Source organism: Streptomyces sp. NPDC047971, assembly GCF_040653355.1.
Taxonomy (GTDB): Bacteria; Actinomycetota; Actinomycetes; order Streptomycetales; family Streptomycetaceae; genus Streptomyces.
In genome coordinates, this window is record NZ_JBEZNW010000001.1 from 357,967 (window position 1) to 384,705 (window position 26,739).

Genomic DNA, 26,739 nt, shown 5'->3' on the forward strand with positions numbered 1-26,739 from the left:
GCGTGGTGGTCGCCTGTGGTCGCAGGCTGGAAGGATCCACTCCCCTCCGCTATCGGGAGGCGATCCCCATGCTCACCAGCGTCGGCCGCGGTCGGATCTACCGCCGCTGCGGCTGCAGGGACACCCACCGGGACCAGCTCGGTGCTCGCTGTCCTCACCTGGTCACCGACAGCGAGCACGGAAGCTGGGCCTTCGCCGTCGACGTCCCCACCCCAGACCGTCGTCGGACGACGGTCCGTCAGGGTGGTTTCGTCAGCCAGGACTCAGCCGAAGAAGCATTGCGGCGGTTCCTCGAGGGCGAGGCCGGCGGGTACAACGCGGACCCGAACCAGACCGTCGCCGCCTACCTGAACGCGTGGCTGGAGACGAAGGCCCTCGTACTGAAGCCCACCACTATGGCCCGCTACCGCGACTACGTCCGCAACGACCTCGTCCCCGCGTTCGGCACCCTCAAACTCGACCAGCTCGCCCACCGGAACATCTCGGCCTACGTCACCTGCCAGCTCGCCGCTGGCCGCGGCGAGACCACCCTCTACCGCTGCCTGGCCACCCTCTCCAGCGCCCTCGGCGACGCAGTCCGCCAACACCGCCTCCCCCACAACCCGGCCAATCCCGCCGTCCTACGGCGACCGTCGGCGCCGGAGCGACGCATCTGGACGGCGGAGGAGGCTGCCCGCTTCCTCGCGTGCTGCCACCGGGCCGACCCCGAGATGGCTGACCTGTTCGAGTTCCTCATCGGCACCGGCATGCGCAAGGGCGAAGCCCTCGGCCTCCACTGGAACGACGTCCACCTGGCGGAAGGCGTCCTCTACGTGCGCTGCACCCTCTCCGCCATCGACAACAATCGCCTCGTCATCACCACACCGAAGACCCGGTCGAGCCGCGGCTGGGTCGCCATCTCACCCCGCGTCGCCACCGCCCTCCGGCACCACGCAGGAACAACGCCCCGCGCGCACGCTGATCCTGGCGACCCGTTCACCGGTCTCGTCTTCTGCCGACCCGACGGCCGACCGCTCGGACCACACCAGGTTCTCGACCGGCTCCATCAGCTCTCAACCGACGCGGGCGTCCCGCGGATCACTGTCCACGACCTGCGCCACCTGGCAGCCACCATCACCATCACCGCCGGCGTGCCCCTGACCGTCGTCTCCAAGACCCTGCGGCACTCCACCCTGTCGACCACCGCCAACATCTACAGCCACCTCACCCAGCAGGCAGCCCGCGATGCAGTCGACACCATCGACCACACGCTCACCGGAGCCGAGAAGGCCAACCACCAAACGGGCCGTGCGACGTGGCTGCGACCACCACGCGACCACATCCACCGGCTCCGCGAGGTTGTCCGCCGACTCCGCTCCCCCGCGCCGCCGACCTTCAGCGCCACAGCCAACCGGCCACAGACTGGACGTGCGACCACACTGCGACCACCATGGCTCCGGACGCACGAAAGGCCGTCCTCTCGTTAGCGAGAGAACGGCCTCCGACCTGCGTAAACGCTGGTCGGGACGACAGGATTTGAACCTGCGACCCCTTGACCCCCAGGTGGGGGTCAAGGGTATTTTCTGGATATAGCAGACTTAATCCGGGCGCAGATAGTGCACACGACGGTCCGTAGTGCGCTGTCGCGCACACCGTGTGGTCCCCAACTGGTCCCCAACTCGCGTCCGGGCTCAGCCTTCTGCCCCTCCCTGATCCTTCCGAGCGACAACGAAGCAGCGGACTGCCCCGCCCGCCGAGGCAGTCTGCCGATACCATCCCGTTCCTGGGCTGGGGACTCCATTCATGGGTGTGTGTCAGCCTCATGGCGCTTCATCGCAGAAGAGGAACTAACACCCTGTGAGCATCGCTCGCGTAGACGGGCGGGTACAGCCTGCCCGCTCCGGCGACCCGAAGCGGGTCGGTCCCTACCGGATCATCGGCCGTCTCGGCTCGGGCGGCATGGGCACCGTCCACGCCGGTCTCGATCCAGCCGGCCTCCGTATCGCTGTGAAGGTGATCCACCCCGCGCAGGCCGAGGACCCTGAGTTCCGGGCCCGCTTTCGCCGAGAAGTCCAGCTCTCCTCGCGTGTGCACGGGCCGTGCCTCATCCCGCTCCTCGCAGCAGACCCGGATGCCGAGACCCCCTGGCTGGCCACCGCCTACGCGCCCGGTCTCACCCTCGACCAGCATCTCGCCGCCCACGGAGCTCTCACCGACGCCACCCTGTACGCCTTCGCCACCGGAACTGCCCAGGCCCCCGCCGCAATACACGCCGCCGGCGTCGTCCACCGGGATGTGAAGCCGCAGAACGTCATCCTCACCCCGGCCGGCCCCCGGGTCCTGGACTTCGGGATCGCCCATGCCGCCGACGGCACCTCCGTGACCCGGACCGGTGTCATGACCGGTACCCCCGGCTGGATCAGCCCCGAGCACTACCGCACAGGTACCGCCGGACCCAAGGGCGACATGTTCGCCTGGGGCACGCTCGTCGCCTACGCCGCCACGGGGCGCCTCCCCTTCGGGACCGGAGCACCCGACGTGGTCGCCTACCGCGTCATATCCCAGGAACCCGATCTCGACGGCCTCCCAGCGTGGACGCTTCCTGGTCGGAGGGCTGATCGCCAGCTACCCGGGGATGGAGATGAACCGCCCTGGTGGAAAAAGAGTCTCGGCAGACGACCGTGCCAGTGTCACCACCCTAAGCATCAGCTTCCCCCTGCAAAGTACTGAGCTCAGCAAGAACTGGCCGGCCACAGGATGGAGCATCCGAATCCCTGCCAGCTGGAAGCGCCCTCTGCGAGAGCTGTTGGCAGAGACAGACCCGCCGATCACCACCGATTCCATGTATCCGCCGATCAGTGAAGTCCGACGGCTCGCGGTTAGAAAGGCCGAAGACGCGATCCGGGACGGCCCCTAACGAGCTCGTCCATGGTTGGTGGTGGCACGTCGAAAGGTGCAATTCGGCTCGGTGGTCACTGTGGCTGGCGAAGCCCGAGGGTGGCGGTCTGCTGGCGTGAGAGCAGTCCGTCGACGGCCTGGATCGTGTCGCTCATGCGCTCGCGGCGGCCGTGGTGGCGGGCGAGTGCTCGCCAGTTCTTGAGGTGCGCGATGCCGTGCTCAACGCGGATGCGATGTGAGGAGTGGGCTTTGCCCTGGCGTTCGTAGATCTCCTCATACCACTGCGGCGGGTTCTTCTTGAACTTGCGGAGTGGTGGTGTCACGACACAACCGCCGGCCTGGGCGCTCAGGCCCTGGTAGCCGGCGTCGGCGAGGATCTCCACGACGCTGTACCGGGACGGCGAAATGGTGACCGCCACCCGGGCCACGATGTCCCGCGGGGCGTACATCTACCCAGACGCCACCGGAACGTACCGCGGCCTCCTGCACGGCGAGGCCGGCCCCACGATCACCGTGACCCACCCCCGGAGGAACCGGCGGACGTGCTGGTGCCGGCGTCGCCGTTCACGCACCTGGTGAACACCTACGCGGGCGCCATCCTGGTCTTCTGCTGCAGCGCCATGATCGTCCTCCACGCCGCGATGGCGGTGGACTTCCTCCTCCACGGCTAACCATGCACGAGCTCGTAAGGGTTGTCCCGTAAATGATCTTCGAGTCGCTTGGGGCAGGGTTGGCCGCTGTGCGGCCCGCTTGACGGTCTGCTGGAGATCGGGCAACCGGTCATCTCTGCCCGCCCCCGCACTTGTGCCAACGTGTCAGAGCCTCTCAGTAGCCTTGGGACATGAAGGCCAGCGACTTCTTCCGAACGGTCATCACCGGCACTGGCGGCTGGGGCGAGCCCGTGACGGGCTATGAGTTCGAGACCGAACTCGTGGAGCGGCTACGCAGGGGGCCCTTGGAAGGTGCCTCGGACCGAGACGCGGCTGAGGGCCTGTCCACGCTGGTGCACTCGGAGCTGGAGCACTGCGGCACCGACAGCGGACAAAGGCTGGACGACGAGGCGATCGCCGCTGCGATCAGTTGTTTGAAAGCCATGCTTCGTCGGCTCGGCATCCCGTTTAACCCGCCCTTCCGGGACTTCCGAGGGTTTCACGGCTACTGGAGCGCTCAGGGCATGAGTGGAGGAGGCGGTTGGGCAGCGCGCCGTGGCTACCTCAACACGCTGTTCTCGCCGGTGTGGCTCGCTCTGGACGAGCTCGACGTCGCCGAGGCGCACGGATTCCGCGGAGTCGACGGGGAGCCGCGAAACATCATCTTCGCCTCCACCGGCCTCAAGCCCGAGATCGTGATGAGCCAGGTCCTCGACGGCGCGATCGAAATCGTGGAGCACGAAGACACCTGTCTGATCTACGACCGGCCCCTGACGGAGGCTGGACTGACGTGGGGCCAACTCGTTGACTGGTGGCGTGAACGAAATCGCATGAGCGAGGCGGACGACCGCACGGTTGCTCGGTCGCTGTACGAGCAATTGAAGGCGTCCCTGGCCTCGGACGCTGAGCGGTACGTCTTTCACGCCTTCGGCAGCCGCTACGCCGGGCCAGATGCCATGTCACAGCCTGCACTTCTGCCACAGGTGTACCTCCACTTCGACCCGCTCACCGAACGGCAGCGTCGAGCCCTCAACAAGCCCCGACGGCTCGCCCGCGAGCGCATGGACTTCCTGCTGCTGCTGCCCGGCGGTGTACGCATCGTGATCGAGGTCGACGGCAAGCACCACTACGCCCGGGAGGTCCCCCCTGGATCAGGGAAGTGGGAGGTAGCCGCAGACCTCTACTCCGAGATGGTCGCAGAGGACCGCGCGCTACGACTCAAGGGCTACGAGGTCTTCCGCTTCGGGGGAAGAGAAATACTCGAAGCCCGTGAGAACCTTGCCTTCATTCGCCAGTTTTTTGAGGACTTGGAGGCCCGATATTGGGCCGCAGGCTAACCATGACCTCACGCGTTCCGGCTCGACGACGACCAGGACCCCGGCGGTCTCACCGTCGACGCGTACGCAATGGGTCCCGCAGATAGTCCGCGCCTTGGTGGTTCATCTCCGTGTCGGGCACCGGCGACGACTCGACGAAGTCGCACGGACCTGTGTGGCCGACACCGTGCAGCCGCTCGGCGAGCCGGTCCAGCTCACGGTCCGCCGCGACCTCGCCATCGTTGCTCCCTTATCGACCCGTCATCGCCGGCTCCCCTTCGACCAGCGCACCGCGGCGGCGAACTCGTCGTCCTCGACCGCCCCGCCCGGCCGCCACCCCACCGGCGTCCCAAGCGGGCGCGGCGGCACCGTGTTGAGCGAGAGGAAGTAGTGCGGCGGCGCGGCGGGCATTTCGCTGTGCCGCATCTCCGGCCCCGCCGGCTGCCCGGCGCGGAATCCCGTGACTGCATGGGGCGCTCCCCGGAAGTCGTGCGATCCACCCCAGTCTCCCCGGCGTCGGCGCGGCCGCGATATTCGCCGCGGAAACACGGTGCGCGTCTTCTCCGCGCCCGAGATCATGTCCGGCATGAACGAGGACTTCGAAGAAGACAACCGGCTCGCGTACGCCGGACTGACCGCGCTCGCCGAGCTGATAGAGAACGTGGGAAGCACGCTCGACCCCGACGAGGACAACCGCCCCTGCTTCGTCGCCTGGGGACTCCTCGCGGCCATGCACCGCCAGGCCGCGGCCGTCGTAATGCTGCACCGCAAGGGCCTCGGTCACGAGGCCGCCCCCAACCGCCGCGCGCTCATCGAGTACATGGCACAGATCCGGTGGCTCGCCGAAGACGGCTCGGACGCCGTAGACACCATGAACCTGGCTCTCAAGGTCAGTCAGAAAAAGCTCAGGGACGCCGCGGACCTCGCCGACATCTCATACGACCCGACGATCCCCGACGCCGTCCAGGCCGCCGAGATCCCCTCCGACCCGGCCAACCAGTTCATCAACCTGAACCCGCTCCTCAAGCGGCTCGGTGCCCCGCTGCTCGCCGCGTGGATCGGCGAGACTCAGCTCGCCCACCCGACGCTCACCGCCGCACAGTGCTTCTTCGACGACACCGCCGACGACAAGGTGGTTCTCCACGGCGAACCGTCCCTCCGCCACGGCGCGGCCAACCCCGCCGACCGCTCGCCCTACATCGCCTTTGTGCTCATGTGGTCGGCGATGGACTCCTTCAACCACCTCATGAAGGGGCATCCCTGGAGCGCGGAGCTCCAGCGCATCGCGGCCGAGGGCGGGCTCGACGAGTCCCAGTCCCGGATCGGATCTGACGAGGAAGCGGCGGAGTAGATCACGGAGATCAGCGAGCTCTCCGACGCCCTCTTCAGGGTTATGGGAAAACTCTTAGGTGTCGGCTGACTGCACGTAATTTCGTTTGGGGATCACCGCTACTTGCCGCGGAGTTCATCGATCCGCTCTTGTTCCCAGTAGTCCAGGATCATTTCGAGGCGCCTGACGGACGGTTCGATGCGGTTGAGGGCCCGGTCTAGGTTGATGAACGGAATCATCAACCCGGTGAGCGACGACGTCTTGGATTTCAGCCCCTCTGCCTGCTTTGCCCAGGACGGCAGGTTCTTGGACACGTCACTGAGGCCGGTCAGCATTCTGGCCATTTCGTCATCTGGGAGGGAGGCGTCCGGTTTCCCGGAGCTGTCGACGCCCAACAGTTGCCGCGCGGTGGCCACGGCCACAAAAACGGCCTGCACCCGCTTTGCCGCGTGACCATGGAACCGGCGGGCCATCGCTTTGACATCGACATCGACGCCTTCGACGAGTCGACCCCGAAGCTGCTGCGGCGCTACGACGCGATCGGAGTCCGATGGCGCCATGGCCCACATGATCGGGCGATGCCGGCCGATAAGTTCATTGGCCAAAACCCTGTAGGCCAGTACCAGATCTGAGATCAGCTCAGGCTCCAGTGTGTCTCGGTGGTATGCGGCGTTGCGGTACTGGTGCAGCCGGTCGAGCACTTCACGTTCCTGGGCTGTCAGCACGCCCTTCTGCTTCAGGAATTTGGTCTTCTCGTGCAGGTGGTCATCGATAACCTTGCGACGTTCCGGTCCCACGTGCTCGTCGACCAACTGGCTCAGCTCCTCGGTGAGCTCCCCGCCATCGTCACGGAACTCACGCATCTCCGCGATGATGCTGTCAGCGACCTGGAAGGCGAGCCGGGCGTTGACCTCGCGGCCGATGACCACCTCCACCAGGTGGTCCAGGAGGATGAGAGCAAGACGGTTGTGTGCCTGATCGCCAGCCTCGGCGCATCGCCGGATCTCGGCTATCTCGACCGCGAGCCAGTTCCACTGTTCGGCCTCTTGTACGGTCACGCGGTCCCAGTCGGCTGCGAAAGGCTGCATAGGCATGGAAAGAGTCTGCCACCGCCTGACCGGCAGACCACCTAAGGGTTGCCCCGTAGCCCCCAAGACCTCTCACTGGCGTCCCATTTGACCCGAATACTCGGATCCCGATGGAATTATAAGTCGACCCATAACCGGGCAAATCGATTCAGTGGCGGTCGGCCAGCACTTGTGCCGATTTACGGGACGACCCATAGGCCCGGATAGAGCTGCTGTTGACGGACCGAGCGCCGCAGCGGGGCAGGCGGTGGCGAAATCACCGCAGGTGATCGACGCGATCGCGTGGAGGTTCCAGACCGGCTCGCAATAGGAGCACTCCTCCGCTGAGACCGTGACAGCGGTCATCACGGGTCGCCTCCCTTCGGCGCCCGCCATGGGGCCCACTGCCCGGGAGCGGCACGCCTCTTCGTCTCATCGGTCGCCCTGAGCGGACAGCCAGTCGGCGGCTGCCCCAAACACTGCCTGGCCAACGAGCGTGCCCCCCCTGCCACGGGACCCCGAGAATGCTCTCGACGGCCATACATAGCGGCAAAGCCCCGGTTAGGGAAACCGGCGCTTCCCAGGACGATTGATTCCCCTCGTCCATCCACAGAGCACTAGCGGATGAGTTCGAGAAGGAAATCCGAATCGACAGGCTCACACCTGCCCGCGATCCGTTCTCCGTTCGCGAACTATGCCGTCCGCCTCTGGACTCTTGCACGAATCCGTTTAGTGTTCCGTCCCCCGGAGATCATTCGCCCTTGCCCCACGAGCCAGCATCCGCCACGAACCCTGCCGCTCCGCACGCCGACATGGAGGCCACCGCGCACCCCACGCTCCACTGCCAAGGTGACCCGACCGACAGCCGTCCGCTTCTCCTCGCCAGCGCCTGGTACTCGACCAAGGACCTCGCCACCCGCCTCCGCATCGACGCCTCGACCCTGCGCCGATGGCGAACCACCCAGCCACCCCAGGGCCCTCCGTTCATCTCCATCTCGGAGCGCGTCGTCATGTACAACGCGGCCGACATCGAGGAATGGCTGCGCAGCCGCCGCATCGCCCCCAGCCAGGCGGCCTGATGGCCCATATAGAAACCGTTCCGGTCGGCGTACGCCTCTCCACGGACGTCGAATACAGGCCCAATAGAGCGAACCCGTACCGTGCTCGCGTCCGCTGGTTCGACCCCACGACCAAGCGCCGGAAGTCCGTGTCCGAGGGGAAGGACAGCGAAGAAGAGGCGCAGGCGTGGATCCAGACCATCATCGAGGCCGCGGAAGCCGGCCTCGCCCCGTCCGTGGCCACCATGAAGCTCGCCGACTACGGCGACACGAACATGGAACTCGCCCTACGCGGTCTGGAATTGAAGACGCGTGACCCCTATCTCTCAGGATGGCGAGTACGCGTGGTGCCGGCCCTCGGCCACCTGCCGGTCCGGATGATCACCAACGGGGCCATCGACCGAACCGTCCAGAACTGGATCGCCGACGAGCACGGTCGCTCGACCGTCAAGAACACCATCGCCGTCCTGGTCCGCGTCATGGAGCAGGCGGTCCGGGACGGCATCATCAAGGTCAACCCGGCCCGCGTGACGGGCTGGCAGAAGCTCTACAAGCAAGCCGAGGACGAGCTCCTCGACCCGCGAGCTCTGGCCCTCCCCGGCTGGGAGGCACTCGCCGAGCTGGCCGACGCGCTCATGGCCGCCTCCCACGGCGAGTACCGGGGCTGGGGCGAGGTCGTCCTCTTCGCCGCGTGTACCGCCGCGCGCATCGGCGAGGTCTCCGGCTGCCGGGTCGGTGACATCGACACCACCAACTGGATCTGGACCGTCCGGCGCCAGACCACCCCCGCTCCCGGCGGCCTCGTCGACAAGGGGACGAAGGGCAAGCGGGCCCGCCAGGTCCCCATCATCGAGGAGATCCGCCCGCTCGTCGGGCAGCGCATCCTGGCCGCAGGCCCTGATCCCGACGCGCGCATGTTCACCGGACCTCGGGGCGGCCGCATCTCCACCGCCGTCCTGCGCGACGCCACCCACTGGGATGACGTCGTCACGAAGCTCGGCTACGAGCACCTGCGCCGCCACGACCTCCGGCACACCGGACTCACCTGGTTCGCCGACGCCGGGGTCCAGGTGCACGTCCTGCGCAAGATCGCCGGCCATGGATCGCTCACCACCACCCAGCGGTACCTGCACCCCGACGTGCACAAGATCACCGCCGCCGGCGCCGCACTCTCGGCCCACCTCAGCGTGCTCCGCGCGCCCCGGTCCCTACCGAGCCCCATCGTGGTCGCCCGCTGACCGGTCAAGGCGAGTTGGTCCCCAAGTGGTCCCCAAAAACGAGTCAGAGACCGTTTCAGATTGCACTGAAACGGCCTCTGACCTGCGACTCTTTCGAGTCGGGACGACAGGATTTGAACCTGCGACCCCTTGACCCCCAGTCAAGTGCGCTACCAAGCTGCGCCACGTCCCGATACCCGTCTGACCTGGGGTTTCCCCCCGGCCGAACGCGCATGAGAACAATACCGCACTTCCCCGGGTGGTCACGAACCGCTTTCCCGCTTGACCTCGACCTCGCTTGAGGTTGCACGGTGAGTGGCATGACGATCACCGACATCGACCGGCTCCACGCCCTCATGGCCCGGATGACCGGCGACGAGAAGCACTCCCCCGCCGCCACCTCCACCCTCGACGCCCTCTGGGTGCTCTACGACCGGGTGCTCCACGTCTCGCCCGAGACCGCCGCGGAGCCGGGGCGCGACCGGTTCCTGCTGTCGAAGGGGCACGGGCCGATGGCGTACTACGCCGTCCTCGCCGCCAAGGGGTTCTTCCCCGAGGAGCTGCTCACCGGCTTCGGGTCGTACGACTCGCCGCTCGGACACCACCCCGACCGGACGCTCGTCCCCGGCGCCGAGATCGGCAGCGGGTCCCTCGGGCACGGGCTGCCGATCGCGGTCGGGACCGCGCTCGGACTGCGCGCGCAGGGGATCGACGGACCACGCGTGTGGGTGCTCATCGGGGACGCCGAGCTCGACGAGGGCAGCAACCACGAGGCCATCGCCTACGCCGGGCCCGCCGGCCTCGAACAGCTGCACACGCTGGTGATCGACAACAGCTCCGCGACCTACGGCTGGCCCGGCGGGATCGCCTCCCGCTTCGCGGCCGCCGGATGGTCCGCCGAGACCGTCGACGGACGCGATCACGACGCGCTGTACGCCGCCTTCACCGCCCCCCATCCGGGCCGCCCGCGCGCCGTCGTCGCCCGCGTCGAGCCCAAGAACGCCTGACCCCCTGCGAGGAGAACCCCATGGACACCATGCGCGACCGCTTCATCTCGACCACCACCCAGCTGCTCGGCGAGGACCCGCGCCTCGCACTCGTCCTCGCCGAGATCAGCCGGGACGGATTCCAGCAGGCCGAGAGGCGCCACCCGGACCGGGTGATCAACGTCGGAATCCGGGAGCAGTTGATGATCGGGGCGGGTGGCGGGCTCGCCCTCACCGGGATGCGCCCGATCATGCACACCTTCGCGAGCTTCCTGGTCGAGCGCCCCTTCGAGCAGCTGAAGCTGGACTTCGGCCATCAGGGGGTGAGCGGGATCCTGGTCAGCGCCGGTGCGTCGTACGACTGGCCGGCCGGCGGATTCACGCACATGTCGCCGGGCGACGTGGCGCTCCTCGACACACTCGACGGCTGGACGGTGCACGTCCCCGGCCATCCCGACGAGGCGGAGGCGCTGCTGCGGCAGGCCGCCGCGGGGGACGATCTCGTCTACGTCCGGCTCTCGCTCCAGTCCAACGCCTCTCCGCGCCCCGTCTCCCACGGCTTCGACACCGTCCGCGTCGGGCGCGACGGGGTCGTCGTCTCGGTCGGGCCCATGCTGGACAACGTGCTGGCCGCCACCGAGGGCCTCGACGTGACCGTCCTGCACGCCGGCACGATCCGGCCCTTCGACGGCGAGGCCCTGCGCCGGGCCGTCGAGGGCGCCCGGCCGGACGTCGTCCTGGTCGAGCCGTACCTCGCCGGCACGTCGACGGCGGCCGCCAACGACGCCCTGGCCGCGGTCCCCCACCGCGTCCTCGGCCTCGGGGTCTCCCGGCGCGAGCTGCGGAAGTACGGAAGCATCGACGAACACCTGGCGGGCCAGGGGCTCGACCCGGCCGGACTGCGCGGCCGCGTCACGTCCTTCCTCAGCGGCTGAGCCGACGGCCCGCGGCCTCTCCCTTCGGCGGCTCAGCTCCCGTCGAGCCGCCGACCCGCCTCCGGGCCCGCGACGCGCCCCCCGGCGGCTTCAGCTCCCCTCGGGCTCCACCCCCACCCCCGGGTACTGCTCCAGGAGTCGGCGCGGAGCCGCCTGGCGCCAGGAGTCGGCGAGGATCGCGTACAGCTCCTCCTCGTCGTCGAGGGCACCGATCCGGACACGCACCCAGGCGTAGTTGTCGTCATGGCCCTCCCGGATGAAGAACTTCGCGGGCTCTGACGCGATGAGTTCCTCGCGCTCCCCCTTGGGGCATTTCACGCCAATCACCTGGTCGTCGTCGTCCAGCGAGGCGAAGATCCTGCCGCCCGGTCCGGCACGGAAGGTGGGCATGCCCCAGGCGAGCTTCTCGACAGCCCCGGGCAGCGAGAGTGCGACTCTGCGTACGTCGTCGGCAGTGGCCATGGGTCGACCGTACGACGCGCCACCGACACCGGCCTCCCCGCCGACGCGTCCCGGGGCGCGCGCCGGTGTGTGCGCCGGTCACACCACGTATCGCGCCCCGACGCCCCCACGCACATCCGCAGGACCGGAGAGCGCCCCGCCACAGCGGTCGCCCACCTCCGCGCGGAGGTTCCGCTTCCGTTCCGGCCAGGGGATGATTCCGGCATTCCGCCACTGTGGTGAAGAGGTCCCCTTTGAGACGGCCCAGTACCACTCGACGCGATATGCCCGTCAATTTCTTGCCTTTGGTACGTGGCAGAAAGGTGCCCACAGGGAATCGTCCGGACAGCCGCCCGAACAGGCCAAGTCCCCCCGAAACGCAGACAGTTTCAACTGTCAACCACTCCGGTTTCAGACAAATTCCGTGGCGATATTGATCCGCTCAAGAAAGATCAACACCATGGAGTGTCGGCCTGTTCGGGACGGGGCCACTGCCGATGCACCACCTGCTCGAACAACCGAGCGAGCAGGCGTTTCGCAGGGGAGGACTCGTATGGACAGCTACTTCAGCAGTCGACTTCATCATCAGCTCAGGGAAACGGTCCGGCGCTTCGCCGAGCGCGAGGTCCGGCCCCGAATAGCCGAGATGGAAGCCTCGCGATCCGTCCACCATGAATTGTCCCGGCTGATCTGCGAGCAGGGCTGGCTGGGCGCCACAATCGGCCAGGAGTACGGCGGAATGGGCGCCGGCCATCTGGCCAAGACCATCATCATCGAGGAACTCTCGCGGGTCAGCGGCGCGATGGGCGCCATGGTTCAGGCCTCCCAGCTGGGTACGGCCAAGATCCTCCACTTCGGCAGCGACGACCAGCGGAAGACCTGGCTCCCCGCCATCGCGGCGGGCGAGTGCCTGCCGACCATCGCGGTCACCGAGCCCGAGTCGGGCGGACACGTCCTCGGCATGAGCGCGAGCGCCGTCCGCGACGGCGACGACTACGTCCTCAACGGCAGCAAGGTCTTCGTCGGCAACAGCCACGTCGGCGATCTGCACGGGGTGGTCGTCCGCACCGGCCCCGGATCGAAGGGGCTCACGGCCTTCCTCGTCGAGACCGACCGCCCGGGCTTCCGGCTCGGCCCCCAGCGGCCCGCCATGGGGCTGCACGGGTTCAGCTTCGGCGAACTCGTCTTCGAGGACTGCCGGGTCCCGGCCTCCGCGAGGCTCGGCGACGAGGGCGACGGCCTCTCCGTCGCGTACTCGTCGAGCGTGCTGTACGGCCGGGCGAACCTCACGGCCGTCTCCCTCGGCATCCACCAGGCGATCCTGGAGGAGACGACCCGGTTCTGCGCGGAGCGCATCCGCTACGGCCAGCCGCTGCACCAGCTGCCCACGGTGAAGCTGAAGCTGGGGCAGATGCAGTCCCGGCTGATGACGGCCCGGCTCGCCGCGTACCACGCGGTGCATCTGCTCGACCAGGGGATGTCCTGCGACGCCGAGTTGATGAACGCGAAGCTGGTCAACGTCGAGACGGCGATCGACTCCGGACGGGACGCGATGGAGATCCACGCGGCCGCCGGTCTCTTCACGGACCGCCCGATCGAGCGCTACCTCCGCGACGCGCACCACATCTTCGCCCCCGCGGGCACCTCCGACGTCCAGCTCCTGCGGCTGGCCGAGGTGGCTCTCGGTCAGGACAAGGGCAGTTGGTCCGAGCGACTCTCGGACCTGGTCAGGCTGGAAGCCGTGCATGCCTGACCTCCCCCGCGCACAAGAGCGCCCCGGCACGGCGGCGAAACCGTCCCGGGGCGCACCCGTGTCTTCTCCGGGGGCGGGTCAGATCAGCCCGTCCTCGCGGCGGTGGATCTGCTCCACCAGCTCCGCCGCCAGGTTCTTGATCGTCTCCAAGCCGGCCCGGCCCCACGGTCGTACGTCGGTGTCGACGACGCAGATCGTGCCCAGCGCGATCCCCGTCCGGTCGATCAGCGGCGCGCCCATGTAGGAGCGGATGCCGATCTCGTCCACCACCGGGTTCCCCGCGAACCGCGGGTAGTCGCAGACGTCCTCCAGGACGAGCGCCTTGCGGCGCACCACCACGTGCGGGCAGTAGCCGTGGTCACGGGCCATGTACCTGCCGACGTCGCCGCCGGCCGCGGCCGCACCCAGGTCGCTGCCCGAGTGGGTGCCGGCCGGGGTGTGCAGTCCGGCGAAGAACTGACGGTTCTCGTCGATGAAGTTGACCATCGAGTACGGGGCGCCCGTCACTTCCGCCAGTCGGTGGGCGAACTCGTCGAACGCCGGCTCCGGCCGCTCCCCCAGGCCCAGTTCGCGCAGCCGCCGCACACGCGCGGGCGCCTCCCGGTCGACGGGGGTCAGCAGCAGATGACCGGTGGGGTCGTAGGTCATGACGGTGCTCCGTAGCTCGGCACGGGGGCCGGGATGGTGGTGAGCAGATGCTGGACGAGGGTGAGGAGGGTGCGGATGCCGGCGCTGGAGATCCGGGCGTCGCAGAGCACGACGGGCACCTCGGGCTTGAGGTCGAGCGCCGCCCGCACCTCCTCCGGCTCGTAGCGGTACGCGCCGTCGAACTCGTTGACCGCCACCACGAACCCGATGCCGCGGCGTTCGAAGAAGTCGACGGCGGAGAAGCAGTCCTGCAGGCGGCGGGTGTCGGCGAGGACGACCGCTCCCAGCGCGCCTTCGGAGAGCTCGTCCCACATGAACCAGAAGCGCTCCTGGCCCGGGGTGCCGAACAGGTACAGCACGTTGCGGTTGTCGAGCGTGATGCGCCCGAAGTCCATCGCGACCGTCGTCGTGGTCTTGGACTCCACGCCCTCCAGGCTGTCGGTCGCAGCGCTGACCTGGGTCAGCAGCTCCTCGGTGCTCAGCGGTTCGATCTCGCTGACCGCGCCCACGAAGGTGGTCTTGCCCACGCCGAAGCCACCCGCCACCAGGATCTTGAGCGCGGTGGGGAACGGGTCGGACGCGAAACTCTCGTGGCGCTCAGAGCCGTTGTCGTAGGCCATCGAGCACTGCCTCCAGCAAGGAACGGTCGGTGGGATTGGCGTGGAAGCGGGGCGCCCGGGCGGTCAGCGCCCCGCAGTCCACGAGGTCGGAGAGGAGAACCTTGGTGACGACCGCGGGGAGCCGTAAGTGCGCCGCGATCTCCGCCACCGAGGTGGGACCGTCGCAGAGCCCGAGGGCCATGCTGTGCTCGGGCCCCATGTGGGCCTGTGGTGTGGTGCCCGTCGCCATCACCAGGGAAAGGAGGTCGAGCGCGGTCGTGGGCTGGGTCCTGCCGCCGATCACGGTGTACGGGCGGATCAACCTGCCTGCCGCGTCATCGAGCCAGGGCCCCTCCTGAGAGGACGTCACGCTCACTGCCCCGCGCTGTGGGCCGCCCCCGCCGCCTGCCTGGCGGGAGTGACGAGGTACGGCCGTACGCTCTTGACCAGCATCGCCATCTCGTAGCCCAGGACGGCGGCGTCCGCCTCGCGCCCGGCGAGCACCGCCAGGCACGTGCCGGAGCCGGCGGTGGTGACGAACAGCAGGGTGGAGTCGAGCTCGACGACCACCTGCCGGACCTCCCCGCCGTCGCCGAACCGGGCGCCGGCGCTGCGGCCGAGCGAGTACAGCCCGGAGGCCAGCGCGGCCATGTGGTCGGCGGCGTCGGCGTCGAGGCCGTGCACCGACTTCACCAGGCCGTCGGAGGAGAGCAGTACCGCGTTGCGGGTGTAGGGGACCCGCTGGACCAGACCGCTCAGCAGCCAGTCGAGATCCGAGGAATGGCCGTTCGGCACATTGCTCGCCATGGTGCATCTACTCCTTGTGCGCGTCACCGGGACGCGGCGATTCATGGGCTGGGGGCTGGGATTCGGCGAGTCCGATGCCGCGCTGGAAGGCGGCCATCAGACCCGGGTCGTGCACGGCGTGCTCCTCGGAGGGGCGGGCGAGGGGCTCGTCGCGCAGCTGCGGGACGAGGTGCTCCTGCGCGCGCCGCTTGGGGAGGAGGGGCCGGCCGGGCGCCTCCGCGCGTGGGGCCGGGGCGGCGACGGTGCCGGGGTTGGGGCGCCCGGCGTGGTCTCCCCGCACGGGGAGGGGGGCTCCGTCGTGCGGCGGGGTGGGTGTGCCCGTCTCGGGCTGCCGGAGCGGGATCGCCGGCGCGGAGGTGGTGTACGTCAGCGGCCGGTGCGAGGGTTCGGCCACGGGCTCCGGCGCGTGGGCCGGCACCTGTACGGGGACGGGATCGGGCGCGGGCGGCCGCGGGTGCGCGGGGGCCGGTACGGGGGTCCCGTTGCCGTGCGTCCCGACCGGGGCCGGGGCGGCGGGGGCCGCGTGGACCGACGGGGCCGGGGTCGGCGGGGGCATCTGCGGCGCGTGCGACGGCTGCCGGCCCGCGGGCACGGGTCCCGGCTGGCCCTCGGACCGCGCGAGCCCTTCGGGGTCGGCGCCGAGGAGACCCTGCGGCAGCACGAGGACGGCCTGGATCCCCCCGTAGATGTTGGACTGGAGGCGCACCGCGATGCCGTGGCGGCGGGCGAGCGCGGAGACGACGAAGAGGCCGATGCGGCCGTCCTGGAGGAGATGCGCGACATTGACCTGGTCGGGGTCGGCGAGCAGGGCGTTCATCTTGGTCTGCTCGGTGACCGGCATGCCCAGGCCGCGGTCCTCGACCTCGATGGCGAGGCCGGCCGTGACGTACTGGGCCCGCAGCAGCACCGTGGTGTGGGGTGCGGAGAACAGCGTCGCGTTCTCGACCAGTTCGGCGAGCAGGTGGATGACGTCGGCCACGGCGTGGCCCCGGAGCGTTCCGTCGATCGGCGGGACGAGCTTGACGCGCGGGTACTGCTCGACCTCGGCGATGGAGGAGCGCAGCACCTCGGTGAGGGTGACCGGATTCGACCACTGACGGCGGGAGATGGCGCCGCCGAGCACGGCGAGGTTCTCGGCGTGGCGTCGGATGCGGGTCGCCAGGTGGTCGACGTGGAACAGGCCCTTGAGCAGCTCGGGGTCCTCGACCTCGTTCTCCAGCTCGTCGAGGAGCTGGATCTCGCGGTGGACGAGGGACTGGAGTCGCCGGGCGAGGTTGACGAAGACCTCGACCTTCTGTTCGTTGCCCACGCTGCTGGAGAGCCGGGACGCCTGCACCACGGCGGCGACGGCGGCCTCGTGGGAGCGGGTCAGCTCCTGGGCGAGCAGGTCGAACTCGTCGCCGGACGCCACGGTGGGCGGGGTGGCCGGGCGGGCCGGGGGGCCGTCGCCGCGGCGCAGCTGCTCGACGACGGCCCGCAGCTCGCTCTGGCCGCGGGCGCTGGACCGGCGCAGCGCGTTGCAGCGGTCGAGCACGGACCTGGCGGCCCGGTCGGCGCCGAGCGCGGCCGCGGTCACGGAGGCGACCGTGAGGGCGGCGGCGCCCGTCAGCGCGGCCCAGAGGCCGGCGGTGGGGCCGGCTCCGGTGGAGCGGATGGTGAAGATGACGGCCGCGGCGCCGCCGAGTGCCACGGCGACGGCCGGCAGCACGGAGGTCCGCAGGAGTTGCGAGCGTATACGGGCCTCCGGCGGAGGCGGCGCGGAATTCTGCGCGGGGCGGGGACCCCCCGCGCCGGGAGCGGAACGGGCGCCTGACCGGCCGTGCCGTCCGCCCTCACGGCGTTCGGACCGCGCGGCGGGTGCGCGAAGTTGAGACATGAGTGTCCTTGGTACGTGCCCAGGAGTCGGCGTACTTCTCTGTCACTACGGGGGTGTGTTCGACGTGGGTGTGATGAGCCTACCGATGATCACCAAGCACTCACTGTAGTCGTCAACCGTTCATGTGCGGTGCGCAGTTGGCAAACTTACCCGTAGAGCGCGGCACTCTGGTATCACCCTTCGCACGACCGGCCGAGAACATATGGCCGGATGCCGACGGAGCCCCTGGAGTCGGCGGAACGGAAGGGGCTGTGGGGGCGTGTGCGCCACGGAACTCGGCGGAAACGAGACTTGACCGGAATCGGCGGACGGTCATTCGCGCGAGGAGCCTGCGGACTTCCGGTCACCGCCCGGCCGGATCTCGCGGGCCGCTTTTCGGCCATGTTCGCGCCTCTCGAATTCGCTTTCGCGTTCGTTTCGTTCGCAAGCGGGGGCCGGTCGGCGAGGTGACTGTCCGTACGACCGGAACCCCGTCACCCACCTGCGAGGACGGGGCGACGGACGGCCGGAGGGTGATCGGTATCGTGTGTCGCCCCGGGCTCCCGCACGGAGACGGCCGCGACGTCCGTCGCGGTCAACACCCGGAGCATGGACGGATGGTGTGCTGTGGAGGGTTCCTTGGGCGGGTCACGTGCCGGTGCCACCGCCGCGACCGTGTGCGTCATCGGCGCGGGTCTGTCAGGACTGGCGGCGGCGCACGCGCTCTCGGTCAGGGGAGTCGACTTCGTCTGTCTGGAGAAGTCGCCCGACGTCGGCGGGATCTGGCGCCAGCCGGGGGCCGGCGAGCGGGGCCCGGCCTATCGGTCGCTTCATCTGAACAGCGCCAAGCAGCTGACGGGCTACGCCGACTACCCGATGTCGTCCGAACTCCCCCTCTATCCGAGCCACAGTGATGTCGCCGCCTATCTGCGGTCCTTCGCCGAGTGGGCCGGGCTGCTGCCCCGGATCGAACTGCGAACCGAGGTGCTCTCCGTACGACAGGGGGCCGACGACGTCTGGACGGTCGAGAGCCGCGACGCGCGGGGGGAGGTGACGCAGCGGCGCTTCGAGCGGCTGATCGTCGCCTCCGGCCACAACACGGAGGCGGCGCTGCCGGATGCGCTCCCTCCTGGTTCCGGCTCGTTCGCCGGAACGATTCTCCATTCGATGGACTACGGCGACGGCAGCGACTTCGCCGGGCAGCGCGTGGTCGTCGTCGGGATGGGCGCGTCCGGCGTGGACATCGCCGCCGACCTCTCGCGGCACGCCGCCCGGACCGTGCTCTCCGTCCGCCGGGGTCTGCACATCGTGCCCAAGCAGCTCTTCGGCATGTCCGTGGACCTGATCGCCGACGCGCCGTGGTTCAACGACATGTCGTTCGACGAGCGCCGCCGCTTCGTCGAACAGGCCCTGTTCGTGGCGCGGGGCAGGCTGGCGGACTACGGCCTGCCCGAGCCCGACCACCCGGTCTTCTCCTCGGCCGTGACGATCTCGGACGAGATCCTCAGCCGCATACGGCACGGCGGGGTCGTCCCGAGGCCCGCCATCGCGTCCCTGGCGGGCAGCACGGTGACCTTCACCGACGGAACCACGGTGGAGGCGGACGCCATCGTCTACTGCACCGGTTTCCGCATGGCCTTCCCCTTCCTGCCGGACGGATGTCCGGTGGAGCCGCGGCAGGGGGCCGTCGAGCTCTACAAGCGGGTCGTCGCCCCCCGCCGGTCCGGACTGTACTTCGTCGGCCTGATCCGGCCCGTCGGCTCCATCACCCGCCTCGTGGAGGCGCAGTCGCGGTGGGTGGCACGAATCATCGACGGTGACGTCGCCCTGCCGGGCGCGGAGGCGATGGGCGAGGAGATCAGCGCCTATCTGACCGGCGTGGAGAAGCGCTACGGACGGACCGAGGGCGCGTCGATCCAGGTGGACGTCGGCCCCTACCTGCGCGAGCTGCGGGAGCTGCAGGACGCGTGAGCCGCGCGTGCGCGGGTGGGTGGGGCTCGGGCCGGGACTCCCGGGAAGGCTCACCCACCCGTCTCGGCGGCTCCCGGAGCGGTCAGTGGACGGCCTGGACCTGCCGTTCCGGCGCGGCGGCCGGGGGCCTGACCGCGTACGCCTCCGAGGAGATGTAGGCGGTCACCCGTGGCGGGCGGCCTTCCTGGTGGGCGAGTCCCAGGTAGGCGATGAGCCCGACACCGTCGCTCAGCGGCCGGGACGTCACGGCGGAGAGGGAACGCAGGAGCGGGGCGGGGTCGATGCCGTGGCGGTCGAGTACGGTCATCGCCCGGTCGAGGGCCTCGCCGTCGTGCCGCGTGTAGTCGCGGACCGGGATGTAGAGGGTGAAGCCGCTGGGGCGGCCCGTCGCCGTCTCGGTGAAGGCGTGGCAGGACTGGACGGGTCTGCGGTCCAGCCGCGCGAAGCGGCCGTCCGCCTCCTCGGCGGCGGTGTCGTGCCCGGCCGCCGTGCGGAAGAAGCTCGTGATCTCCGACTGTGCGGGGCCGCCGTCCACGCGGGACAGGCCGGCCGCCTCCGGCGCCGACATGTCGTGGTGCGCAAGGTAGACCTTCACCCGGGGCTGTTCCCAGTCCCCCAGGTCCAGGGCGAAGAACAGGTGACGGTCGCCCTCGGGCAGCGCCCTGAACGCCTTGCGGTGGCCCAGCCTCCGCAGGGCTTCCCGTACCGTCGCGGCGGAACGTTCCTGCCCGGACGCCGCGGGGTTCAGATAGACCTTCATCCGGGGGATCCCGCCGGGCACGAGCTCCAGCGCGCACCAGAGCGCCAGCGGGCCCTGGGGGTTCGGCGGGAAGAACAGGTCCTCCAGCTCGTCCAGGCGCTTGGTGTCGAACCCCCAGCGCCGCGCCATCTCCCGGACGACCCGCAGTCCCGTGCGTCCGTTCTCCGCGAGACCGTCGGCGCCGCACCCCGGTTCGAGGAGCACCCGCAGGGTCGGGTCCTCGTCCGGCACGAAGGCGAGCGAGTACTCCACCGGCGTGTGGTCGTCGGAGAGGAAGGAGTCGTCGGGGGCCGGCAGGGCGAGCGGCCGCTCCGCCACCGGTCCCAGGGCCAGGAGCAGCGTCCGCGCGTACTCCGCCGAGTCGGCGCCGTTCAGCCCCGCGGCCTCGCACAGCCGCAGCACCTGTCTCGCCGCGTGGCCGCCGAGTGTCTCCCCGTCGGGCGGGTTCACGCCGCCTGGCGGGGAGACGGCCACCGGTCCGTCCTTCCCGGGCCGGAGCGCCCAAGAAGATACCCGCCGTGCGAGGCGGGTATCCAGGGGCCCCCACTCGGTGGGGTTCTGCAACAGATCGGCGTCGGCGGGTATGTGGTCCACGACTCTCCTTGCCTCGAGAACGACGGATAGCGCCAGCTCACTACCCCTGAGGCAAAGTGTTCATGCCGTGACGGCTGAGACCACGGGAATCACGTGCGTCACTTGGTGAGCCAATTGAGGAACTGACTCCACTTTCCGCCCCGTTCGCGCTTCCCGGCCGCCGCGGGCGCCGCTTCCGGACGCGGGGACGCCTCGGGACGCACCTCGGCGACCGCCCCACGAAGGGTGTCGGCCGGGGTGAAGCGGGCGGGCAGCGTGGCGAGGCCCCGGTTGAAGGGGCCCGGGCGCCAGACCAAGCTGTCCTCGGGGACGGCGAGTTCGACGTCGGGAAGCTGGTTCAGCAGGTTCTCGATGGCGGTCACCGTGATCTGCCGGGCGGGCTCCTTCGACGGGCAGGCGTGCGGTCCGGCGCTCCAGGCCAGATGGGCCCGGTTGCTGCCGGCCTGACGCGCCTCCCGGAGCGCCGGGCCGGTGTTGGCGGCCGCGAAGCTGACGAGGACGAGTTCGCCCGCGCTCAGCTTCTGCCCGGCGAACTCCATGTCGTGCGCCGGATAGTGCGGCGCGAGGTTCTGCATGGGCGGGTTCTCCCACAGCGTGTCGTCGATCGCCTCGTCGATCAGACCGCCCTTGTGGGCGTACGCGTCATGGGTGAGGAGCCGGTGCAGGGTGTTGCCGATGAGGTTGCGCAGGGGTTCGTTGCCCGCCACCAGCAGGAGGGCGAGCTGGTGGACCATCTCCTCGTCCGTGAGGGCTGCCTGATGCTGCATCAGCCACGAGGTGACGTCCTCGCCCGGCCTGGCACGCTTGAGCGCGACCAGCTCGCCGACCGCGCCGAACAGGACCTCGACCGCCTTCTCGGCGTTGACGCCGTCGAACATGCCGGTGATGCCGAACTGCACGCGGTCGCCGATGTCGGCGGGGCAGCCGAAGAGTTCGTTGAACACGAAGAGCGGCAGCTGCTTGGCGTAGTCACCGAGCAGATCGGCGGACCCCCGCGCGCCGAACTGCGAGATGAGGTAGTTGGAGACCTGCTCGGTGCTCCGGCTCAGCCTGCGCACGTCGACGCGGGCCATGCTGTCCGTGACCGCCTGCCGCAGCCGCAGGTGCTCGGCGCCGTCGCTGAACATGCAGTTGGGCCGGTACGCGAGCACCGGGACGACCGGGCTGTCCGGGCTGATCCGGCCCTCGGCGAGGTCCCGCCACCGGCGCGCGTCCTTGCGGAAGGAACCGGAGTCCTGGAGCAGCTGCAACGCCGTCGCGTAGTCGGTGACGAGCGTGGCCTCCACCCCCGGAGCGAGCTCCACGGGTGCGGTCGGTCCGAAGTGACGCAGGTAGGTGTAGTACGCCTGCGGATCGGCCGCGAACTCCGGCCCGTGCAGCGGCACCCGGCCGCCGCTGTGCGCGGGGCACCCGGGCGGGGGAACGGGGGCGTCCGTGGGTTGAGCGTCCATGTCTGCTTCCTAGTGAGCGCGGTCCAGCAGATGCCGGACAAGGGTGATCAGCGCGTCGGCGGACGACTGTTCGTCGCGCGCGTCGCAGGTGACGACCGGGGTGTCGTCGAGCAGGTCGAGCGCCTCGCGCAGTGCCCGTTCCTCCCGATCCGCCGTGCCGTCGAAACGGTTCACCGCGATCGCGTAGTCGAGACCGTACTGCTCGATCAGGTCGATCACGGTGAAGGAGTCCGCCAGCCGCTCGGGGTCGACCAGCACCAGCGCTCCGAGCGCGCCGCGCGCCATGTCCTCCCACATCTGCACGAAGCGCTGCTGGCCCGGGGTTCCGAACAGGTACAGCACGACGCGGTCGCTGATGGTCAGTCGGCCGAAGTCCATGGCCACCGTGGTGGTGGTCTTGCTCCGGACGCCCTTGAGGTCGTCGAACGACTCCCCCGCGCGCGTCATCGTCTCCTCGGTGGACAGCGGAGGGATCTCCGAGATCGCGCCGATGAAGGTGGTCTTGCCGACGGCGAAGTGACCGACGACGAGGATCTTCACGGCGATCTGCGTCGCCCCGCCGCGGACGTACGCCTGCTCACCCAAACTTGGTGCGTAGTCCATGCAGCACCTCCTCCAGGATGTCTCGGTCCGCGAGCGCGGCACGCTGCACGGGCGGACGGGTGATGAGGTAGCCGCCCTCGGTGAGCGCGGAGAGAAGGATCTTCACCACACCCATGGGCAGCCGCGTGTGTCCCGCGATCTCGGCGACCGAGAGATAGCCGGCGGTGCACAGGTCCAGCAGACCCTGTTCCTCGGGGGAGAGCCGCGTCGGACGCTGCTGCTCGTCACCCGCCGCGGTGACCAGGGTGATCAGGGACAGCTGCTCCTCGTCGGGCAGGCCGCGTCCCTTGGTGATGACGTACGGACGCACTAATTCCGCGGCCTCGGGCTCCAGCTCTCCGAAGCCGCTCATGACCGGACGCCGAGGTTCTCGCGCGGCGGCGTCGTCAGGGCCTTGCCCAACTGGCCGACGAGCTGCTGCATCCGGAAGGTGATGTCCTGCATGTCGACGTCCGGCGAGGCCGAGACACCGAGATAGGCGCCCTCCCCCGCGGAGATGAGGAAGACCCAACCGCCGTCGAACTCGACCAGCGTCTGGCGCCACCGCAGGTGACCACCGTCGACGAAGAAGCCGAGGGACCGGCTGAGCGACTGCACACCGCTCATGGCGGCGGCGACGGTGTCCGCGTTGTCCTTGTCGAAGTCCTTGGTCCGGGCCATCAGCAGACCGTCCGCGGAAACCAGGACGGCATGCAGCGCCCCGGGTATCTCCAAGGCGCTGTCAAGCATCCATGACAGATCGTCGTTCACGAGATCTCATGCCCTTCGCTGCTCGCATCACGTGCGCTGCTGGTTCGATCCGCCGATTCCGGGCGGGTCGCCCGGCCGGATTGCGTGCCTCGCTGGAAGGCCCCCATGATCGCCGCGGTCTCGGCACCGGAGCGGGTCGCCGCGGGTGCGGTCGTGCTGCCGGGGACGATCGCCATCGGCCGCTTGCGGCGGCGCTTCGGCAGCCCGTCGGAGGTCGAGCCGCCGGCCACGGCGGCCTCGGGACCGTGCGGGTCCGTGGCGGAGATCGCGGGGACGGCCGGCGTCTGCGGCTTCTTCTCCGGCATGTTGGTGAGCAGTTCGTGCGGCAGGAGGAGTACGGCGCGGACGCCTCCGTACGGAGAGCTGGAGTCCACCGACACCTCGAAGCCGAAGCGCTCGCAGAGCACGCCGATCACCGCGAAGCCGAACTGCGGGGGGCTGCCGAGGCCCGAGACGCCGGAGACGCGCTCGCTCAGGAGCAGCTTCGTGGCCTTGGCCCGCTCCTCGTCGTTCATGCCGACACCGGCGTCGTCGACGACGATGCAGATGCCCTTGGGCACGGTGCGGATGTTGATCTCGACCACGGTGTCCGGGCTGGAGTAGCTGGTGGCGTTGTCGAGGAGCTCGGCGAGAGCCAGCGCCACCGGTTCCACGGAGCGGCTGGTGATCGCGAAGTCCACCTGCGAGAGGATCTCCACGCGCCGGAAGTGCCGGATCCGGCCCTGGGCGCTGCGGACCACGTCGTAGACCGAGGCGACATCGCGCTGGCGCCCCAGCCATCCGTCGCACAGCACCGCGATGGACTGGGCGCGTCGGCCGAACTGCGAGTTCGTGTGGTCGATCTCCAGGAGGTCCTGGAGGATCACGGACTCGCCGTACTTGCTCTGCAGTCCGGAGATGACCGACTGCTGCTCGGCGGCGAGGCCCTGCAGCGTCCGCATCGCGGACTTGAGGACCGACTTCGTCGCGTCCTGGGCCCGCTCCTTCTCGATCTCGACGGATTTCGAGAAGCTGCTCTCCAGCTCGTTGTAATGGGCCTTGATCTCTTCGATCTCACCCCGCAGAGCCCTTGCCCCCCTGCGCTGGCGGACAATGACGGCGACTGCGCCGATGACGGCGACGAGAAGGACCCAGAGCACTGGGTTCTGTGCGTAATGCGTCATAAGACTCTCTTCAGGCGACTGACGGCCAGCTGCTGAATTCCGTCAATGCGGGTGGACCGGCGGACCTGTCCGCGCCGGTCATTGCGCGGATGGTGACCGCGGTCGGAGATGTCGTCTTCGCCCATCCCCCGCCCCGCAAGCGCGATGATCGTATCACCGGGCAACGAACAGGTGACCGATCGTCAACAGGGGTCGGTCCGGTACGCATTGAGCGCGCGCGGCGGACATAAGCGGAATGCGCAGGCGGGACGGCACGGAGGGTTCGCGGCCGAGCGGGGCGCGCGTCGCGGGGAGTTGACGAAGTTCCGTGAAAAGAGGGGGAATCGGCGTCGCGGGGCGCGCTGCCTTTGCCGTGCTTCGTGTCCGTTGGTGCGGTTCTGACCGACGGCGAGGGCGGGGGCGCACGGAGCCGCTCGGGGCGGCGGACGGCCGGGCCCGAGGGCCGGACCGCGCGTCGGCCGCGCCGGACGCGCGCGGCCGGGCTGGTCAGGGGCGTCCGGCCGGTCGACGGACGGCGGCCGGACACGGGCCGGGCCCGGCCGGCGACGGAGGTCGGCCGGACCGGGCCCGAGGGTCCCGAGTTCGTCAGGTGTGTACGTGCCCCGGGGTCAGCGCTCGCCCGCGAGGTCCAGGTCTCCGCGCGCCGCGGCGGCCGGAGCCTGGCCCTTGGGCCGGCGCCAGGGGCGGGCGATCGGGGCGGAGATGCCCCGCCACCACGGGTCGGCGGGGAGCTTTCCGGAAGGCTCGAAGGGCTCTCCCGGACGGGGGGACGCGACGGCCTGTCCGGCCTCCGCTCCCGCGTCGGTCGTCCACTCCCCGGGCTCCGCCCAGGCGTGCAGGGCGAGGTTGAAGGTGCCCCAGTGGATCGGCAGCAGCACGCCGTGCGGGCGGCCGCCCTGGAGGTCGAGATGGGCCTGCACGCCCTCGGCGGGCGTCATGTGGATGTCGGGCCAGTACTCGGCGGAGTACGCCCCGATCTGGATCATCGTCGCGTCGAAGGGACCGTGCGCGGCGCCGATCTCGGCGAAGCCGGGGAAGTAGCCCGTGTCGCCGCTGTGGAAGATCCGGTGGTCCGGCCCCGAGACGACCCAGGACGCCCAGAGGGTGTGCTGGGTGTTGCGCAGGCCGCGGCCGCAGAAGTGGCGCGCGGGGGTCGCGGTGAGCCGCAGCTCGCCGATCTCGGTGGACTCGTTCCAGTCGAGCTCGCGCAGACGCGACGGGGACACGCCCCAGCGCTCCAGATGGGCGCCGACGCCCAGCGGGACGGCGAAGACCGTGTCCGTGGAGGCCAGGGCCTTGATCGTGGGCAGATCGAGGTGGTCGTAGTGGTCGTGGGAGATCACGACGACGTCGACCGGGCCGAGCGCGGCGAGCGGCAGCGGCACGGGGTGCAGCCTCTTCGGTCCCGCGAAGCCGTAGGGCGAGCAGCGGTCGCCCCATACCGGGTCGAAGAGCACCCGGTGGCCGTCGATCTCGGCGAGGACGCTGGAGTGCCCCATCCAGGTGAGGCGGAGTCCCGAGGCCGGCGGCTTGGCGAGGTCGGCCAGGGTGGTGGCGTGGACGGGGATCGTGCCGGTGGGGCCACGACGCGCCCGGGCCTCCTTCTGGAAGTAGATCTTCGCGAACTCGAGCGTGGAACCGGAGGGCCGGGTCCGGGCTGCCACCGGGTTCTGGAAGACCCCGTCGGCGAAGTTCGGCGAGCGCTTGATCCGCTCCCAGCGCTCCCCGCTCGGGTCGGCGCCGAAGGCCTCGGGCCGCAGGGCGCGCAGGCGGGCCCGCAGCGGATGGTCGGAGCCGGTGCCGGTCACAGGGCCTCCAGATGGTCGGTGTCGTTCCATTATGGGCAACCCTCGCCGTTTGCGGCTGGGACGATGCGTGATACTGAATGGCTGTTCAGTAGAGCTCGAC

General features: G+C 69.6%; 26 protein-coding genes, 1 tRNA gene and 1 pseudogene. 11 read left to right on the plus strand and 17 right to left on the minus strand.

The window, feature by feature from the left end; all coding sequences use genetic code 11:
• Positions 1-68 precede the first annotated feature (68 nt).
• The gene (locus AB0D99_RS01510; protein WP_362355604.1) at positions 69-1,466 is read left to right on the plus strand and encodes a site-specific integrase; all 1,398 of its coding nucleotides are present in this window, start codon (positions 69-71) and stop codon (positions 1,464-1,466) included.
• A gap of 445 nt (positions 1,467-1,911) precedes the next feature.
• A pseudogene (locus AB0D99_RS01515) lies at positions 1,912-2,568 on the plus strand (serine/threonine-protein kinase); the annotation flags it as partial.
• Positions 2,569-2,951: 383 nt separating this feature from the next.
• On the opposite strand, the gene AB0D99_RS01520 reads toward AB0D99_RS01515, so the two are convergent.
• The gene (locus tag AB0D99_RS01520) at positions 2,952-3,296 is read right to left on the minus strand and encodes a transposase family protein (protein ID WP_362355606.1); all 345 of its coding nucleotides are present in this window, start codon (positions 3,294-3,296) and stop codon (positions 2,952-2,954) included.
• 123 nt (positions 3,297-3,419) lie between these two features.
• Between AB0D99_RS01520 and AB0D99_RS01525 the strand changes: the two genes are divergently transcribed.
• Together AB0D99_RS01525 and AB0D99_RS01530 are read left to right on the plus strand one after the other, a co-directional pair.
• Complete coding sequence (locus AB0D99_RS01525; RefSeq protein ID WP_362355608.1) at positions 3,420-3,548, plus strand: hypothetical protein; 129 nt, start codon at positions 3,420-3,422, stop codon at positions 3,546-3,548.
• A 170-nt stretch (positions 3,549-3,718) separates the two neighbouring features.
• Positions 3,719-4,864: a hypothetical protein gene (locus AB0D99_RS01530; RefSeq protein ID WP_362355610.1), complete on the plus strand. Its 1,146-nt coding sequence runs from the start codon at positions 3,719-3,721 to the stop codon at positions 4,862-4,864.
• 240 nt (positions 4,865-5,104) lie between these two features.
• Here AB0D99_RS01530 and AB0D99_RS01535 read toward each other — a convergent pair whose 3' ends face one another.
• Positions 5,105-5,269: a hypothetical protein gene (locus AB0D99_RS01535; RefSeq protein WP_362355612.1), complete on the minus strand. Its 165-nt coding sequence runs from the start codon at positions 5,267-5,269 to the stop codon at positions 5,105-5,107.
• A 160-nt stretch (positions 5,270-5,429) separates the two neighbouring features.
• Between AB0D99_RS01535 and AB0D99_RS01540 the strand changes: the two genes are divergently transcribed.
• Positions 5,430-6,194, plus strand: coding sequence for a DUF5677 domain-containing protein (locus tag AB0D99_RS01540; RefSeq protein WP_362355614.1), 765 nt, complete (start codon positions 5,430-5,432; stop codon positions 6,192-6,194).
• A gap of 98 nt (positions 6,195-6,292) precedes the next feature.
• On the opposite strand, the gene AB0D99_RS01545 is transcribed toward AB0D99_RS01540, so the two are convergent.
• Positions 6,293-7,267, minus strand: coding sequence for a hypothetical protein (locus tag AB0D99_RS01545; protein WP_362355616.1), 975 nt, complete (start codon positions 7,265-7,267; stop codon positions 6,293-6,295).
• A gap of 734 nt (positions 7,268-8,001) precedes the next feature.
• Here AB0D99_RS01545 and AB0D99_RS01550 point away from each other — a divergent pair.
• Both AB0D99_RS01550 and AB0D99_RS01555 read left to right on the plus strand, forming a co-directional pair.
• Positions 8,002-8,319: a helix-turn-helix domain-containing protein gene (locus tag AB0D99_RS01550; RefSeq protein WP_362355618.1), complete on the plus strand. Its 318-nt coding sequence runs from the start codon at positions 8,002-8,004 to the stop codon at positions 8,317-8,319.
• The gene (locus tag AB0D99_RS01555; RefSeq protein WP_362355620.1) at positions 8,319-9,536 is read left to right on the plus strand and encodes a site-specific integrase; all 1,218 of its coding nucleotides are present in this window, start codon (positions 8,319-8,321) and stop codon (positions 9,534-9,536) included. Before AB0D99_RS01550 ends, AB0D99_RS01555 begins: the two co-directional genes overlap by 1 nt.
• Before the next feature lie 98 nt (positions 9,537-9,634).
• Here the strand turns inward: AB0D99_RS01555 and AB0D99_RS01560 are convergent.
• Positions 9,635-9,708, minus strand: a tRNA-Pro gene (locus tag AB0D99_RS01560).
• A 127-nt stretch (positions 9,709-9,835) separates the two neighbouring features.
• On the opposite strand from AB0D99_RS01560, the gene AB0D99_RS01565 reads away from it, so the two are divergent.
• Both AB0D99_RS01565 and AB0D99_RS01570 read left to right on the plus strand, forming a co-directional pair.
• Entirely contained in the window at positions 9,836-10,522 is a 687-nt protein-coding gene (locus AB0D99_RS01565) for a transketolase (protein ID WP_362355622.1), read from the plus strand.
• A 20-nt stretch (positions 10,523-10,542) separates the two neighbouring features.
• A complete protein-coding gene (locus AB0D99_RS01570; RefSeq protein ID WP_362355624.1) occupies positions 10,543-11,436 on the plus strand; it encodes a transketolase C-terminal domain-containing protein in 894 nt (297 codons plus the stop codon).
• Between the two features lie 90 nt (positions 11,437-11,526).
• On the opposite strand, the gene AB0D99_RS01575 is transcribed toward AB0D99_RS01570, so the two are convergent.
• Positions 11,527-11,898, minus strand: coding sequence for an MmcQ/YjbR family DNA-binding protein (locus AB0D99_RS01575; RefSeq protein ID WP_362355626.1), 372 nt, complete (start codon positions 11,896-11,898; stop codon positions 11,527-11,529).
• Positions 11,899-12,430: 532 nt separating this feature from the next.
• On the opposite strand from AB0D99_RS01575, the gene AB0D99_RS01580 reads away from it, so the two are divergent.
• Positions 12,431-13,630, plus strand: a complete 1,200-nt coding sequence (locus AB0D99_RS01580) for an acyl-CoA dehydrogenase family protein (protein WP_362355628.1) — start codon at positions 12,431-12,433, stop codon at positions 13,628-13,630.
• 78 nt (positions 13,631-13,708) lie between these two features.
• On the opposite strand, the gene AB0D99_RS01585 is transcribed toward AB0D99_RS01580, so the two are convergent.
• Genes AB0D99_RS01585 through AB0D99_RS01605 form a run of 5 tightly spaced genes read right to left on the minus strand, consistent with a single transcriptional unit; the run spans position 13,709 to position 17,560 of the window.
• On the minus strand, positions 13,709-14,278 hold the full coding sequence (locus AB0D99_RS01585) for a GAF domain-containing protein (protein WP_362355630.1): 570 nt from the start codon (positions 14,276-14,278) through the stop codon (positions 13,709-13,711).
• Positions 14,275-14,898 carry an ATP/GTP-binding protein gene (locus tag AB0D99_RS01590; RefSeq protein WP_362355632.1) on the minus strand — a complete coding sequence of 208 codons (624 nt, stop codon included), beginning with the start codon at positions 14,896-14,898 and terminating at the stop codon, positions 14,275-14,277. Before AB0D99_RS01590 ends, AB0D99_RS01585 begins: the two co-directional genes overlap by 4 nt.
• Positions 14,876-15,247: a DUF742 domain-containing protein gene (locus tag AB0D99_RS01595; RefSeq protein WP_362355634.1), complete on the minus strand. Its 372-nt coding sequence runs from the start codon at positions 15,245-15,247 to the stop codon at positions 14,876-14,878. Before AB0D99_RS01595 ends, AB0D99_RS01590 begins: the two co-directional genes overlap by 23 nt.
• Before the next feature lie 2 nt (positions 15,248-15,249).
• Positions 15,250-15,684, minus strand: coding sequence for a roadblock/LC7 domain-containing protein (locus AB0D99_RS01600; RefSeq protein WP_362355636.1), 435 nt, complete (start codon positions 15,682-15,684; stop codon positions 15,250-15,252).
• A 7-nt stretch (positions 15,685-15,691) separates the two neighbouring features.
• Positions 15,692-17,560 (minus strand): ATP-binding protein, encoded by a 1,869-nt coding sequence (locus AB0D99_RS01605; protein WP_362355638.1) that lies wholly within the window; start codon positions 17,558-17,560, stop codon positions 15,692-15,694.
• 618 nt (positions 17,561-18,178) lie between these two features.
• Between AB0D99_RS01605 and AB0D99_RS01610 the strand changes: the two genes are divergently transcribed.
• On the plus strand, positions 18,179-19,510 hold the full coding sequence (locus tag AB0D99_RS01610) for an NAD(P)-binding domain-containing protein (RefSeq protein ID WP_362355640.1): 1,332 nt from the start codon (positions 18,179-18,181) through the stop codon (positions 19,508-19,510).
• Between the two features lie 82 nt (positions 19,511-19,592).
• On the opposite strand, the gene AB0D99_RS01615 is transcribed toward AB0D99_RS01610, so the two are convergent.
• From AB0D99_RS01615 to AB0D99_RS01645, 7 genes are all read right to left on the minus strand, one after another.
• Positions 19,593-20,864, minus strand: a complete 1,272-nt coding sequence (locus AB0D99_RS01615; protein WP_362355642.1) for a tryptophan dimethylallyltransferase family protein — start codon at positions 20,862-20,864, stop codon at positions 19,593-19,595.
• Between the two features lie 98 nt (positions 20,865-20,962).
• The gene (locus AB0D99_RS01620; RefSeq protein WP_362355645.1) at positions 20,963-22,315 is read right to left on the minus strand and encodes a cytochrome P450; all 1,353 of its coding nucleotides are present in this window, start codon (positions 22,313-22,315) and stop codon (positions 20,963-20,965) included.
• Between the two features lie 9 nt (positions 22,316-22,324).
• Positions 22,325-22,918, minus strand: a complete 594-nt coding sequence (locus AB0D99_RS01625) for an ATP/GTP-binding protein (protein WP_362355647.1) — start codon at positions 22,916-22,918, stop codon at positions 22,325-22,327.
• Positions 22,893-23,270 carry a DUF742 domain-containing protein gene (locus tag AB0D99_RS01630; protein ID WP_362355649.1) on the minus strand — a complete coding sequence of 126 codons (378 nt, stop codon included), beginning with the start codon at positions 23,268-23,270 and terminating at the stop codon, positions 22,893-22,895. Before AB0D99_RS01630 ends, AB0D99_RS01625 begins: the two co-directional genes overlap by 26 nt.
• Positions 23,267-23,668: a roadblock/LC7 domain-containing protein gene (locus AB0D99_RS01635; protein WP_355115089.1), complete on the minus strand. Its 402-nt coding sequence runs from the start codon at positions 23,666-23,668 to the stop codon at positions 23,267-23,269. The genes AB0D99_RS01630 and AB0D99_RS01635 overlap by 4 nt, the downstream gene beginning before the upstream one ends.
• Positions 23,665-24,831: an ATP-binding protein gene (locus tag AB0D99_RS01640; RefSeq protein ID WP_362355651.1), complete on the minus strand. Its 1,167-nt coding sequence runs from the start codon at positions 24,829-24,831 to the stop codon at positions 23,665-23,667. Before AB0D99_RS01640 ends, AB0D99_RS01635 begins: the two co-directional genes overlap by 4 nt.
• Positions 24,832-25,439: 608 nt before the next feature.
• Positions 25,440-26,639, minus strand: coding sequence for an MBL fold metallo-hydrolase (locus AB0D99_RS01645; RefSeq protein ID WP_362355653.1), 1,200 nt, complete (start codon positions 26,637-26,639; stop codon positions 25,440-25,442).
• Positions 26,640-26,739 lie beyond the last annotated feature (100 nt).

Bases quoted from the DNA above. Each gene is read 5' to 3' on its own strand.
- AB0D99_RS01510 (WP_362355604.1), top strand. From the start codon at position 69: ATGCTCACCAGCGTCGGCCGCGGTCGGATCTACCGCCGCTGCGGCTGC.
- AB0D99_RS01530 (WP_362355610.1), top strand. From the start codon at position 3,719: ATGAAGGCCAGCGACTTCTTCCGAACGGTCATCACCGGCACTGGCGGC.
- AB0D99_RS01535 (WP_362355612.1), bottom strand. From the start codon at position 5,269: ATGCGGCACAGCGAAATGCCCGCCGCGCCGCCGCACTACTTCCTCTCG.
- AB0D99_RS01540 (WP_362355614.1), top strand. From the start codon at position 5,430: ATGAACGAGGACTTCGAAGAAGACAACCGGCTCGCGTACGCCGGACTG.
- AB0D99_RS01545 (WP_362355616.1), bottom strand. From the start codon at position 7,267: ATGCCTATGCAGCCTTTCGCAGCCGACTGGGACCGCGTGACCGTACAA.
- AB0D99_RS01555 (WP_362355620.1), top strand. From the start codon at position 8,319: ATGGCCCATATAGAAACCGTTCCGGTCGGCGTACGCCTCTCCACGGAC.
- AB0D99_RS01565 (WP_362355622.1), top strand. From the start codon at position 9,836: ATGACGATCACCGACATCGACCGGCTCCACGCCCTCATGGCCCGGATG.
- AB0D99_RS01570 (WP_362355624.1), top strand. From the start codon at position 10,543: ATGGACACCATGCGCGACCGCTTCATCTCGACCACCACCCAGCTGCTC.
- AB0D99_RS01575 (WP_362355626.1), bottom strand. From the start codon at position 11,898: ATGGCCACTGCCGACGACGTACGCAGAGTCGCACTCTCGCTGCCCGGG.
- AB0D99_RS01580 (WP_362355628.1), top strand. From the start codon at position 12,431: ATGGACAGCTACTTCAGCAGTCGACTTCATCATCAGCTCAGGGAAACG.
- AB0D99_RS01585 (WP_362355630.1), bottom strand. From the start codon at position 14,278: ATGACCTACGACCCCACCGGTCATCTGCTGCTGACCCCCGTCGACCGG.
- AB0D99_RS01590 (WP_362355632.1), bottom strand. From the start codon at position 14,898: ATGGCCTACGACAACGGCTCTGAGCGCCACGAGAGTTTCGCGTCCGAC.
- AB0D99_RS01600 (WP_362355636.1), bottom strand. From the start codon at position 15,684: ATGGCGAGCAATGTGCCGAACGGCCATTCCTCGGATCTCGACTGGCTG.
- AB0D99_RS01605 (WP_362355638.1), bottom strand. From the start codon at position 17,560: ATGTCTCAACTTCGCGCACCCGCCGCGCGGTCCGAACGCCGTGAGGGC.
- AB0D99_RS01620 (WP_362355645.1), bottom strand. From the start codon at position 22,315: ATGGACGCTCAACCCACGGACGCCCCCGTTCCCCCGCCCGGGTGCCCC.
- AB0D99_RS01625 (WP_362355647.1), bottom strand. From the start codon at position 22,918: ATGGACTACGCACCAAGTTTGGGTGAGCAGGCGTACGTCCGCGGCGGG.
- AB0D99_RS01630 (WP_362355649.1), bottom strand. From the start codon at position 23,270: ATGAGCGGCTTCGGAGAGCTGGAGCCCGAGGCCGCGGAATTAGTGCGT.
- AB0D99_RS01640 (WP_362355651.1), bottom strand. From the start codon at position 24,831: ATGACGCATTACGCACAGAACCCAGTGCTCTGGGTCCTTCTCGTCGCC.